Here is a 12,245-nt window from a genome sequence, read left to right on the forward strand (position 1 = left end):
CCTCAAAATGCTTGTGGCTGACTTCGTTACTGTCGTCGGCGCCGTTCAAGGATTGCGCTGTTGCTTCTTATCGTTGGAATGTTGTGTGTAGCGGCGTTTCACCTGCGCTACACGTTCACGCCCAGGGCCGGCGCCACGTCCACGGACACCACTGTCCGCGCATGGCACCGCAGCAATTCGCCGTCTTGGCAACGATGCACACGTAAACCAGACAGATTAACGAGTGGTCAAAGGGGCTTTAACATGAATCTGAACAATCAACCGACTATCGATCAACTGGCTCGACTGTTCGCATCGCGCAAGGACAGCCACGACGACCATATCCTCTGGATCAACCAGGCCGGGGATGTCAGGCTCGACGCCCGCTCGCCCTACACCGACGAGCGCGCCTTCAGCCAGGCCCGTCCCGAGCTGTTCGCCTGCCTCAAGATGTACCGTCGCGGCCAGGGCTATGTTGGCAAGAAAGCGGCGGCGGACCAGGACTTCATGGGCCGTGTCCTGCAAGCGCTGAAAGCCGAATGGGCTTCCCACCAGGCCCTCGCGAAGAGCGCCTGACGGTTCGCTGCAACCGCGCAGCGTGCTGAATGAGTCACACAAGACCCGGCCATCGCCGGGTTTTGTGCTCCTGCAACCCCGTGTCGATCTCCCCTCATTCCTGACTGCCTTGGAAAGTCCAGGAGCCTGCTGGATTTGTCCAAGTTCCGGCGCCCCTGCTCCTCCAGACTTGAGCCATGGCCAATAACCCACGGCCGGATTTCCACGAGGAGAAAGACCATGAGCGATTTTGTATTCGCCCCCCACGCCATCCCATCCCTGGCCGTCGAAGGCGAGTCGGCACGTTTTCCGATCCGCCGGGTGTTCTGTGTCGGCCGCAACTACTCCGAACATACCCGGGAAATGGGCCATGATCCCGACCGTGAACCGCCGTTCTTTTTCATGAAACCCGCCGATGCGGTGGTGCCTGCCACCGGCGTGATCGCCTACCCGCCCCTGACCCGGGAACTGCACCACGAAATCGAACTGGTGGTGGCTATCGGCGAGGGAGGCACGGCGATCGACCCGGCCCACGCACTCGCCCATGTCTGGGGCTACGGCGTCGGCCTCGACCTGACCCGCCGGGACATCCAGACCGAGGCCAAGAAACTCGGCCGGCCCTGGGACTGGGGCAAGGGCTTCGACCAGTCGGCACCCTGCACCGCCTTGCGCCGGGCCACGGCACTGGGACATCCGGACAGCGGCGCCATCTGGTTGAAGGTTAATGATGTCGAACGCCAGCGCGGCGACCTGGCGGACCAGATCTGGTCGGTCCGCGACGTGATCAGCCATGTGTCGCATTCGGTCGAGCTGCAGGCCGGCGACCTGATCTTCACCGGCACGCCGGCGGGCATCGGCGCACTGGTGGCGGGCGACCGGGTCAGCGCGGGGATCGAGGGTATCGCCAGCTTCGAGTTGATCATCGGCCAGCGCTGATCGGTGACCGGGATGTCGTCATTACCCTAGAATGGCGATATCCCGTTTCAGTCATCAAGGACCGTGTCGATGCCGAGCCCTTCCCGTGTGCGCACCTATGGCATGCAGCAACGCAGCGACCGCCCGGACTTCTATATCCGCGACAAGCAGGCCCGCCCGGCCATCGTCACCCCGCACCGGCATGACTACTTCCAGATCCAGATCAACCTCGGCGGCGATACCGTGCAGCACATCGGTGGTGCCATCCGGCCTTATCCGCACCAGGCCCTGGCTTTCATCCTGCCCCATCGCCTGCACCTGATCCCGCACCCGGAAGACGGCAACTTTGTCCTGATCAATTTTTCCCAGGCGTTTTTCCTGCCTCACCTGGACTGCGATCCGCTGGACCTGGAAGACCTTTCAATCCACGACCTGCCGGAGCTGTCGCCGTTCCAGCATCAGGAACATCTGGACTTCATCCTCGCCGATCATGACTTCGCCGAAGTCCTCGACCTGCTGGAAAAAATGCGCGAACTGGACAAGGGGCGCGACCTCGGCACCCGCCAGGCCCTCAAAGGCTGCCTGCTGCAACTGACCGGCAAGGTCTGCAGCCTGTATGCCGACGAGTTGCTGGCCCTGTCGGCGAACAAGGCCGCCCGACGTGGCCGGCGCGATGCACTGGCGCGGGTCTCCAGCTACCTGCGCGAGCATATCGCCGACCCGACGCTGAACCTCAAGGACACCGCCGAAGCGGCCTTTCTGTCGCCCAACTACCTGACGCACCTGCTGCGCAAGGAGACCGGCAACACCTTTTCCGAACTGGTCCTGGAGCGCCGCATGCACCTGGCGCGTACTCACCTGCTCAACAGCGACAGGCCGGTGAGCCAGATTGCGCAATTGTGCGGGTTTGCCGACGAGGCTTACTTCTCACGGCGTTTCAAGGCCACCCAGGGCCTGCCGCCGAGCCAGTTCCGCCGACGCCGGCAAGCACCCTGAGTCAGGCTCGACACTCAACCTGCAACACACCGTCCGCCGCCGTCGTGCAGGCAATCCTGAGAGGCAGAAAGGCCTCGATCACCCGGATATTGCTGTACAGATGCTCGGTCATGCCCGGCGTGGTAAAGCTCCCGCCGCCGGCCAACGCCATGGGCAGCAGCAGTTGATCGGCCAGATGCTCACCCACCGCGGCGCTGCTGTTCAACCAGAGCCTGGCAGCATTGACCGCCGTATCGGCGACGGCCTCCGCCCGCAGGTTTACTTGCCCGAATGCACTGAACACCTCGGTCACCTGTTCACAGCGGTACTCCAGCAACAGCACGTTGCCAGGGCTCTCAGCCGAATCGACGCGCACCGTCGAACAGGATTCGCGGGCAATATCCAGACGATTGCCGACCCTGGTCAGCTCGCGCTCGGCCACCGACTGGTCGATGCCACCGATCAACACACGGGCTTCGCTTGCAAGCACGACACCGCGCTCGTTCAGCGCCATCACCGCCATCACCGCCATCACCGCCATCACCGCCATCACCGCCAGCGTCGACGGCTGGATAAAAACCTCCAGCGCTCCGCCTCCGGCTGGCACGAAACCATGACGCAAGAGCTGCAACTCGACCTTCGCCCCCATTTTTCGCAACAACGGCAACCAGGCGAGGTTCAGCGGGTGTCGTTCTGCATGCTCCACTTTCATACCCTTTCCTACCCCTTTACACACACCACCTGCCGCAAGGTGTGCAGCACTTCCACCAGCTCGCGCTGGGCGTGCATGACCTGATCGATGTCCTTGTAGGCCATCGGAATTTCGTCGATCACCGCTTCGTCCTTGCGGCACTCCACATGGGCCGTCGCGCGGATCTGGTCCTCGACGGTGAACATTTGCTTGGCCCGGGTACGGCTCATGGTCCGGCCGGCGCCATGACTGCAGGAGCAGAACGACTCTTCATTGCCCAGCCCACGGACGATGAAACTCTTGGCCCCCATGGAACCGGGAATGATCCCCAGCTCACCCTTCTTCGCCGAGACCGCGCCCTTGCGGGTCACCAGGACTTCCTCACCGAAGTGCCGCTCTTTCTGCACGTAGTTGTGATGACAGTTCACCGCTTCCAGCGCCACCTCGAACGGCTTGCGAATCACCTGACGTGTCGCCGCGATCACCGCCTGCATCATCACCTCGCGGTTCTGCCGGGCGAAATCCTGGGCCCAGCCGACCGCTTCGACGTAATCGGCGAAATGCTGGCTGCCTTCTTCGAAGTACGCCAGATCCCGATCCGGCAGGTTGGCGATGTGCTCGCGCATATCGGCCCGGGCCAGCTCGATGAACAGGTTGCCGATGGCGTTGCCGACACCCCGCGAACCGCTGTGCAACATGAACCAGACGCGGTTGGCTTCATCCAGGCAAACCTCGATGAAGTGGTTGCCCGAACCCAGGGTTCCCAGGTGGTTGCGGTGGTTGGTCTTTTCCAGTTTCGGGTACTTGTCGGTGATCGCCTTGAATCGCGATTCCAGCGCCGACCACGCCAGATCGGCCGGGGTCGGCACGTTGTCCCAGGCGCCCTTGTCCCGCCCGCCGCGAGTGCTGCTGCGACCATGGGGCACTGCCCGTTCGATGGCCGTGCGCAAGCCATGCAGGTTGTCCGGCAGATCACTGGCGGTCAGCGAGGTGCAGGCGGCGATCATGCCGCAACCGATATCCACCCCGACCGCCGCCGGGATGATGGCGCCCACCGTGGGAATCACGCTGCCGATGGTCGAGCCCTTGCCCAGGTGCACGTCCGGCATCACCGCCATGTGCTTGAAGATGAACGGCATCTTCGCCGTATTCATCAACTGCTGGCGGGCTTCGGGCTCCACCGGCACGCCCTGGGTCCAGAGCTTGATCGGCTTGCCGTTGGCGACTTCGAGCAGGGTGTAGGTCTGGTCTTGCATATTCTTCATTTCCTGATGGCCGAGATCACGGCCTTGTCCTGTTGAGCTGTGACAAGTATCTGGCTGGTTGTGCCTTGCCGTCTTGCCCGCTGACAGGTTATGGCAGGCAGGGTGCCAAGTTTAAAAAGATCACAAAAAAAAACAATCAAGCCATTGTTTTATAACGATTTTATATTCTATCAACAACTCAAAATCACTTTATCCGTGACGAAAACATCTGGTTTTTCTATCATCTGATATCAATCTTTAGCCCAAGATATAAAATTCTTGCCAAGCGCTGCGTCACCATCGGCTTTATCGGCTCCAACCTCGACCGAGTCGGCAAGGGCGCCAACCGCTGGAGCCACTGGCGGCCGAGCGTGGGCCTGTGTCAGCAACCGGATCTGCTGGTGCATCGCCTGGAGCTGATCCACGGTACCGATGCCCGGGACGTGAGCCTGGCCGAACGGGTACGTGCCGATATCCACCAGGTATCACCGGAAACCGAAGTGCGCCTGCATCCCATGACCTTGCGCAACCCGTGGGATTTCGAGGAGGTGTACGCCGCGCTGCATGATTTCACCACCGACTACCGCTTCGACATCGAGCACGAGGATTACCTCGTGCATATCACCACCGGCACTCATGTCGCGCAGATCTGCTGGTTCCTGCTCACCGAAGCACGCTACCTGCCCGCACGATTGATCCAGACCGCCCCGGCCCGGCGCCTGGACACAGAAGCACAAGCCATCGGCACCCATGCCCTGATCGACCTGGACCTGTCGCGCTACGACCGGATCGCCACGCGCTTCAGCCACAAACGCCTCGAAGGTCTGGCTTTCCTCAAATCCGGGATCGCCACCCGCAACGCCGCCTTCAACCGCACCATCGAGCAGATCGAGCGCGTGGCCGTGCGCTCCCGCGCACCGATGCTGCTGATCGGTCCGACCGGAGCCGGCAAGTCCTTTCTCGCCCGGCGCATTTATGAGCTCAAGCGCAACCGGCACCAGGCCCAAGGACGCTTTGTCGAAGTCAACTGCGCCACCTTGCGCGGCGACGGTGCCATGTCTGCGTTGTTCGGCCATATCAAGGGTGCGTTCACCGGTGCGCAGAACAGTCGCGAAGGCCTGTTGCGCGCAGCCGACGGCGGCCTGTTGTTTCTCGACGAGATCGGCGAACTGGGCCTGGACGAACAGGCGATGTTGCTCAAGGCGGTCGAGGAGAAACGTTTCTTTCCCCTCGGCTCCGACAAGGAAGTCGACAGCGACTTCCTGATCATCGCAGGAACCCACCGCGACCTGCGCAGCCGGGTTGCCGAAGGCCTGTTCCGTGAAGACCTGTACGCCCGTATCAACCTCTGGACCTTCGATCTGCCGGGTCTTGCCGACCGGCGCGAAGATATCGAACCGAACCTGGATTTCGAACTGGAGCGCCACGCCAGGGAACAGGGTCATCTCGCCCGCTTCAATGTGGAAGCCCGCCGTCGCTACCTGACATTCGCCTGCTCCGGTGAAGCCCGCTGGCTCGGCAACTTTCGCGAGCTGTCGGCCTCGATCACCCGGATGGCGACGCTGGCCGATAGCGGTCGTATCGACGAAACCCAGGTCACGGAAGAAATCGAGCGCCTGCGCCGCGCCTGGGGCCTGGCCGAACCCCAGGACGCCCTGGATCGACTGCTCGGGGAAGGCGCAGTGGAAGTCGACCTGTTCGACCGCTTGCAGCTCAATGCCGTCATCGAAGTCTGCCGCCACGCCAGCAACCTGTCGGATGCCGGGCGCCAGTTATTCAATGCCTCTCGTCAGGCCAAGGCCAACCCGAACGATGCCGATCGCCTGCGCAAATACCTGGCGCGATTCGGCCTGGACTGGAAACAACTGAACAACGCCGACTGAGTTTATTTCAACAGCCCTGTAACAAAATATGACCTCGCGCCTCCACAGGCAAAACCCCGTGCAATCACGGGGGCCGGCGCCCTAAGTGCCGGTTCAAAAAAGCTGGGTGAGGTGGCGAGTTGATCAATACACGATTTTCCTGTGTGGGCTGCGGCAAATGCTGCAACGACCATTACGTTCCATTGACCCTCGACGAATCCCGCCAATGGGCGGTGGATGGCGGTACGGTGATCGTGCTGCTGGAGGCATTCCTGGAAAACGGTCATGGCGTCGCCGCAGAGCAGTTCGAGCACGCCCACCGTCGCTCCGTGCTGGTCACCAGCGGGACCACCCGGGCATGGCTGGCGGTCACGTTCGCGGCCTACAACAACGGACCGTGCCGCAACCTCGACGCCGACAACCGCTGCGGTATCTACGAACGACGGCCGCTGGTCTGCCGTATCTATCCGGCGGAGATCAACCCGCATATCCGCTTGCGTACCGACCGCAAGGACTGTCCGCCGGAATCCTGGGAGCAAGGCACCGAGCTGATTGTCGGCGGGAAACTGGTCGACCGGGAACTGGCCGAGCTGATCGACCGCTCGCGCCAGGCCGACCGCGAGGATATCGCCGCCAAAGCGGAGATCTGTGCCCACCTCGGCATCACGACCACCGCCCTCAAGGGCAACGGCTTCGCCACTTACCTGCCCGATATGCAGGCGTTCCTGGCCGCTATCGAGCGGGTCGCGGCGGATCGACCTGACCGCTACACGCGACAGCCATGGGCCTTTCAGCTGGCGGATGAGGACAGCAGCCGGACATTGCTCGCCCAGGGTGCCGCGGTCACCTCATCGGGTGCGGGCTACTACCGCTTTATCCCCTTGCAGGCTGTCGATTAAGGGACTTGGCTCAGTGTTGATCCGGTGAAAAGCGGCCGTCCCTGCCAAAAGATCGGGCAATGACGTTTTTTCAGCTTCTACAGGCCGCTTTCTGCATCGTCCTCTCGGGATCCGTCTACGATTCTGTAAGAACGGTCGCGATGGAGTGTGGCCGTGTCAAAAGAACCGCACGAGAACCGTACGAGAGAGCCATCCATGAAAACCGTCGCAGAACTGTTGAAACTCAAGGGTAGCCAGCGCCAGGAGGTCTACACGATCCGCCACGACCATACGGTGTTCGAGGCGCTGATCAAGATGGCCGAGAAAAATATCGGTGCCTTGCCAGTGGTCAACGAGAACGGCAAGGTGGTCGGTATCATCAGCGAACGCGACTATGCGCGCAAAGTGATCCTGCGCGGACTCAGCTCGACCAGCACCACGGTCAACCAGATCATGAACTCGCCGGTCATCACCGTGGACTCCCATCAGAATGTCGAGACCTGCATGGGCATCATGACCGACAGGCATCTGCGCCACCTGCCCGTGGTCGAGGATGGCCAGTTGATCGGGCTGCTGTCCATTGGCGACCTGGTCAAGGAAGCAATCACCGAACAGGCCGACCTGATTCGTCAACTTGAGCAATATATCCGCGGCGAATAGCCTTTCGTTCGGTTGGTAAACAGCGCCAATCCCCGAGCAAAGTGTTTCCAGATACTGCAAGACGCAGCGGAAATATTGGGGATTGACGGACTTCCAAATTTTTCACAACGCTTTCACTTCGCTCCCACCTGCGCCTCCGTAAATTGCCACTATCGTCATCAACGTCCACTTGAGTTGCGTGATGGCGATTGTCATTTTCCGGGCGAATCTGCAAATACGCCCCCCTTGAATTGCCAGATCAGCCAATGGGTGAATTTGTGGTTATCCCTAATGCCATGCAGCCGGTGTTGCCGCGCACCATCAGACCCCGCTTCAAGTCCATGTTTCTGGGGATCGGTGTAGCGGTCATGGCCCTGGTCATGACCGGCTTTGTCCTGTGGCCGAAATCGCCCCTGGACCTGGCGGTCAAGAACCATATGAACAGTGCCGGTGTTTATGCCCACTGGAAGGCCGGCGACGTTATCGTGCTGGTCCGCCATGCCGAGCGTTGCGACCGTTCGAGCAATCCGTGCCTGGGTCCCGAGGATGGTATCACCCGACTGGGCAGCCACTCCGCAGCCGGCGTGGGTCAAGCCTTCCAGACCGTCGGCATGGGCAATACCGACGTGCTGAGCAGTCCGACCACCCGGACCACCCAGACCGCGCAAGCGATGTTCGGCAAAACCGCGATCACCGCTGACTGGTTGCTGAGTTGTGGGCCGGCCCTGGGCGAGGAGGCGCTCGCCCACAAGGCGGCACATCGCAACCTGGTACTGGTGACTCATAGCGGCTGTATGGATGACCTCGAAAAAGAGTTGGGCTATCGCCATGCGGTGAAAAGCGAATACACCAGTTCGGTGCTTGTTTCCGTGGATGCCGACGGCCAATTGAAAATGCTCGGGATCATGAATGCCGAGGATTGGCAAACCGTTCTCGGCAAGAAGATATGAGCGGCATGTAATAAGCGCTTTGCAATTTTAAACATCCGAACAATGGAGTGGGCGGTTAGTTGAATGCATCCTATTTTGACAACTTCGCTGGAAGTACATCTCACCGCAGGAAGCTGATCCGCCGCCTTCGCCATGGCCACCGCCTCCAGTTCGACAACGGACTTGAGCGGCGGCAGGCTGGCGTTCGGCGGGGATCAGCAGGATTTCATTATTGAGCAACTTGCTTGTTGAGCAACTTGATCATTGAACATCAAGACTCGCGGATATTCATCTTTGGTTAAACCCTTGTGGCGGTATATACCGCTAAGGCCGACTCATGAACACGCACTTCTTTCCCCTCTCTCCCGCAACACTCAAGCGCTGGTCGCTGCCAGTACTGGTACTGGCCTTCGGCTTGTTCTACTTGATGCCGATGATGTTCCATGGCCTGTGGATTCCCGATGAAACCCGCTATGCCCAGATCAGCCAGGAAATGCTCCTGAGCGGCAACTGGACCGCCCCGCACTTCATGGGCCTGCGTTACTTTGAAAAACCCATTGCCGGCTACTGGATGATTGCCATCGGCCAGGCGGTTTTCGGTGACAACCTGTTCGGCGTCCGGGTCGCCTCGGCGGTCAGTACCGGGCTGAGTGTGCTGCTGACGTACCTGATCGCCCGCCGCCTGTGGAATGATCCACGCAAGAGTTTCGCTTCGGCGTTGTTGTTCATGAGTTTCGGCCTGATCGCCGGACAGGCCGGTTATGCCAACCTCGACCCGCAGTTCACGCTGTGGTCGAACCTGAGCCTGGTCGCCTTCTGGTTCGCACTCGACAGCCAGGAGCGCCGTCATCGGCTCTGGGCCTGGGCTGCATTGGGCCTGGCCTGTGGCATGGGTTTGCTGACCAAGGGTTTTCTCGCCCTGCTGCTGCCGGTGCTGATCGCCCTGCCCTACATGATCTGGCAACGCCGCCTGGGCGAACTGCTGCGTTGCGGGCCGATTGCCGTGGGTGTGGCGGTTGTCGTCGCACTGCCCTGGGCACTGGCCATCCACACCCAGGAGCCGGACTACTGGCACTTTTTCTTCTGGCACGAGCATATCCAGCGCTTTGCCGGGAACAACGCGCAACATGCCCAGCCCTGGTGGTTCTACCTGCCGTTGCTGGTGGTCTCGTGCCTGCCGTGGTCGGTGATGCTGGTGCCGACGTTCAAACAGGCCTGGCAGGAGAAACGCCAGGCCGGTACCGGCTTCCTCTGGCTGGCGTTCCTGCTGCCGCTGGCGTTCTTCAGCCTCAGCAAAGGCAAGCTGCCGACCTACATCATGCCGTGCCTGCTGCCGCTGGCGCTGATGATGGGCAATACCCTGATCGACCGTGTGGTCCGTGCCGAGGGCCGGGCATTGCGCTTGAACGGCATACTCAATCTGGTCCTGGGCCTCGCGGCACTGATCGGCCTGATCGTGCTGCAGGCGACTCGATACATCTACGAGAACAGCCACGCCGAGATCTTCAACCTGTCGCTGGTGTTCATCCTGCTGATGGTGTGGATCATCGCCAACGCCTTGCAGGCATTGCGACCGCTCACGCTGTGGGCCATGCCGGCGCTGGGCATCGCCTTGCTGGTGGCCTTGTTGCCGGCCGGCATGCCGGCGAGTGTCATCAGCCACAAGATGCCCGACCAGTTCATCGCCGAGCATATCGACGAGTTGCGCCAGACCAACCGCCTGCTGAGCAATGAACTCGGTGCAGCCGCCGCGCTTTCCTGGCGCCTGCAACGCCCGCAGGTGGACTTGTTCAACACCGCTGGCGAACTGAAATACGGCATGGATTACCCAGATGCCAAGAATCGTCTCGTCACCTTCGACAACATCGGCCAATGGATGAGCGACGCACGCAAGCAGGGCTCGGTCGGGGTGGTCATGCGGGTCAGGAGCGTTGATGAAATGCAGGAAGTCGCGCTACTTCCAGTGGATGGAAAACGCTACAAGAACGGTGATATCGAGATCATCATCTTCCCGCAAACCCGACCATGAACCTGAACGATTGGAAAACCGACAAAGGTGCCCTGGTACTGCTGTTGGCAGTTTCGGCCGCGCTCCTGTTGCTGGGCCTGGGCTCGCGAGAACTGTGGGGCCCGGAAACCCGCTGGGCGAACATCGCCCTGCAGATGCTGCAGTCAGGCAACTATTTCGACCCGTACCTCAAGGGCCAGCCCTATTACGACAAACCCCTGCCCTCTTACTGGCTGATCACCGCCAGTGCCGGGTTGATGGGCGGGCTAGGCCCCTGGTCGCTGCGCCTGTCGTCGGTGATTGCCGCCTGGCTGAGTATCTGGCTGGTCTACCTGATCGGTGAGCGCCTGTGGCGCAAGGGCACCGGGCTGATCGCCGGCTGGATGCTGGCGACCACCTTCTACTTCGTGTTCTGGGCCCGGGTGGCGACCGCCGATATCCTCACGGTGTTCGGCGTGCTCGCCGCCATCTGGTGGTACTGGCGTGGCCCCGATGACACGCGACTGGGTCGCTACACCGTGTTCTTCCTGATACTGGCGCTGACCTCACTGCTCAAGGGACTGATCGGTTTTGTCCTGCCCGGACTGGTGCTGTTGCCGCACCTGCTCGCGCAAGGACGCTGGAAACGCCATATCAATCCACGGGTATTCATCGCGATGCTGGCCGCCGCCACGGTCTATGCGGTGCCGTTCGTGCTGTCGCACTTCTATGGCTCGCCGACCTATGGCGAAAGTGGCCTGGCGCTGGTGTTCAAGGAGAACGTCGTACGTTTTTTCGATCCCTTCGACCATATGGAGCCGATCTACACCTACCTGATCTATCTGCCGGCCTACACCCTGCCCTGGGCACCCTGCTGGGTCCTCGGTTTATGGCTGGCGTTGCGCCAATGGAAGCAGATCGAACCCAATACCCGCTGGCTCGTCTGGGGTTTGGGCCTGCTGTTTGTGTTCTTCACCGCCAGCGGCAGCCGGCGCAGCTACTACGTGCTTCCACTGGTGCCGTTCGCCCAGTTGCTGGCCGCCTGGTGGGTGACCCGGCGCATGGCCGAGAAACGCACCGCCGGCAAGATCAGCGGGCCGGGCTGGGCCAAGGGCTTCGGCGTGAGCGCGGGGTTCCTGCTGCTGGTCATCGGCATTATCTACCCATGGGCCAATGGCGGTGGCGGCGCGATCCGGTTTGCCGAGGATGTACGGGCCAAGGCCGGCCAGAGGGCTCCGTGGGATGAATGGCGGATGGTGATGATCGAGGTCGACAACAAGCTGCCGATGTACCTGGACAATCAGGGCGCCTCCTTTTACTACGTACAGGAAACCCAGGACTATCCGCGCAGCGGCGACACTGACGCCTTTATCGACTGGCTGGAAAAGACCAGCGGCCATTCCTGGGACCCAACACGCACGTTGATCGTCAGCAGCTTTCGTGGGGGTGACGCACCGCCCTTGAACGACCTTGCGGCTGACCATGATGTCGTACTCAGCCAACCCACCAACGGCGCGCGGCTAGCCCATAACCGCGAGGATGGCAGCGTGGCGTATATTCCGAAAATGCCCGGGCTTGAGCCCTGAAGAGT

10 protein-coding genes and 1 pseudogene are annotated in these 12,245 nt (G+C 61.1%); 9 read left to right on the plus strand and 2 right to left on the minus strand.

What is annotated here, in order from left to right:
* Positions 1-243: 243 nt before the first annotated feature.
* The 3 genes from HX851_RS28770 to HX851_RS28780 all read left to right on the plus strand — a co-directional run bounded on the left by HX851_RS28770 (position 244) and on the right by HX851_RS28780 (position 2,445).
* Positions 244-555, plus strand: coding sequence for a hypothetical protein (locus HX851_RS28770; RefSeq protein WP_177055507.1), 312 nt, complete (start codon positions 244-246; stop codon positions 553-555).
* A 219-nt stretch (positions 556-774) separates the two neighbouring features.
* A complete protein-coding gene (locus HX851_RS28775; RefSeq protein WP_177064137.1) occupies positions 775-1,470 on the plus strand; it encodes a fumarylacetoacetate hydrolase family protein in 696 nt (231 codons plus the stop codon).
* Positions 1,471-1,539: 69 nt separating this feature from the next.
* On the plus strand, positions 1,540-2,445 hold the full coding sequence (locus HX851_RS28780; protein WP_177064138.1) for a helix-turn-helix transcriptional regulator: 906 nt from the start codon (positions 1,540-1,542) through the stop codon (positions 2,443-2,445).
* Between the two features lies 1 nt (position 2,446).
* On the opposite strand, the pseudogene HX851_RS28785 reads toward HX851_RS28780, so the two are convergent.
* Together HX851_RS28785 and HX851_RS28790 are read right to left on the minus strand one after the other, a co-directional pair.
* Positions 2,447-3,106, minus strand: a pseudogene (locus HX851_RS28785) (RNA 3'-terminal phosphate cyclase); the annotation flags it as partial.
* Between the two features lie 38 nt (positions 3,107-3,144).
* Entirely contained in the window at positions 3,145-4,371 is a 1,227-nt protein-coding gene (locus tag HX851_RS28790) for an RtcB family protein (RefSeq protein WP_439899240.1), read from the minus strand.
* A gap of 263 nt (positions 4,372-4,634) precedes the next feature.
* On the opposite strand from HX851_RS28790, the gene rtcR reads away from it, so the two are divergent.
* The 6 genes from rtcR (at position 4,635) to HX851_RS28820 (ending at position 12,240) form a co-directional block, all read left to right on the plus strand.
* Positions 4,635-6,242 (plus strand): RNA repair transcriptional activator RtcR, encoded by a 1,608-nt coding sequence (gene rtcR / locus HX851_RS28795; RefSeq protein ID WP_177064179.1) that lies wholly within the window; start codon positions 4,635-4,637, stop codon positions 6,240-6,242.
* 122 nt (positions 6,243-6,364) lie between these two features.
* Positions 6,365-7,120 carry a YkgJ family cysteine cluster protein gene (locus HX851_RS28800; protein WP_177055799.1) on the plus strand — a complete coding sequence of 252 codons (756 nt, stop codon included), beginning with the start codon at positions 6,365-6,367 and terminating at the stop codon, positions 7,118-7,120.
* A gap of 195 nt (positions 7,121-7,315) precedes the next feature.
* Positions 7,316-7,759, plus strand: a complete 444-nt coding sequence (locus HX851_RS28805; protein WP_177055530.1) for a CBS domain-containing protein — start codon at positions 7,316-7,318, stop codon at positions 7,757-7,759.
* Between the two features lie 257 nt (positions 7,760-8,016).
* Positions 8,017-8,688, plus strand: coding sequence for a lipopolysaccharide core heptose(II)-phosphate phosphatase PmrG (gene pmrG / locus HX851_RS28810; RefSeq protein ID WP_369680939.1), 672 nt, complete (start codon positions 8,017-8,019; stop codon positions 8,686-8,688).
* A gap of 316 nt (positions 8,689-9,004) precedes the next feature.
* Positions 9,005-10,696, plus strand: coding sequence for a lipid IV(A) 4-amino-4-deoxy-L-arabinosyltransferase (gene arnT / locus HX851_RS28815; protein WP_177064141.1), 1,692 nt, complete (start codon positions 9,005-9,007; stop codon positions 10,694-10,696).
* The gene (locus HX851_RS28820; protein ID WP_370590421.1) at positions 10,693-12,240 is read left to right on the plus strand and encodes an ArnT family glycosyltransferase; all 1,548 of its coding nucleotides are present in this window, start codon (positions 10,693-10,695) and stop codon (positions 12,238-12,240) included. The genes arnT and HX851_RS28820 overlap by 4 nt, the downstream gene beginning before the upstream one ends.
* Positions 12,241-12,245: the final 5 nt, after the last annotated feature.

The sequence above is a fragment of the Pseudomonas gingeri genome, from assembly GCF_013385635.1.
GTDB classification, from domain to species: Bacteria; Pseudomonadota; Gammaproteobacteria; order Pseudomonadales; family Pseudomonadaceae; genus Aquipseudomonas; species Aquipseudomonas gingeri_A.

Coding starts and splice junctions, on each gene's coding strand:
- HX851_RS28770 (WP_177055507.1), top strand. CDS start 244: ATGAATCTGAACAATCAACCGACTATCGATCAACTGGCTCGACTGTTC.
- HX851_RS28775 (WP_177064137.1), top strand. CDS start 775: ATGAGCGATTTTGTATTCGCCCCCCACGCCATCCCATCCCTGGCCGTC.
- HX851_RS28780 (WP_177064138.1), top strand. CDS start 1,540: ATGCCGAGCCCTTCCCGTGTGCGCACCTATGGCATGCAGCAACGCAGC.
- HX851_RS28790 (WP_439899240.1), bottom strand. CDS start 4,371: ATGCAAGACCAGACCTACACCCTGCTCGAAGTCGCCAACGGCAAGCCG.
- HX851_RS28805 (WP_177055530.1), top strand. CDS start 7,316: ATGAAAACCGTCGCAGAACTGTTGAAACTCAAGGGTAGCCAGCGCCAG.
- arnT (WP_177064141.1), top strand. CDS start 9,005: ATGAACACGCACTTCTTTCCCCTCTCTCCCGCAACACTCAAGCGCTGG.
- HX851_RS28820 (WP_370590421.1), top strand. CDS start 10,693: ATGAACCTGAACGATTGGAAAACCGACAAAGGTGCCCTGGTACTGCTG.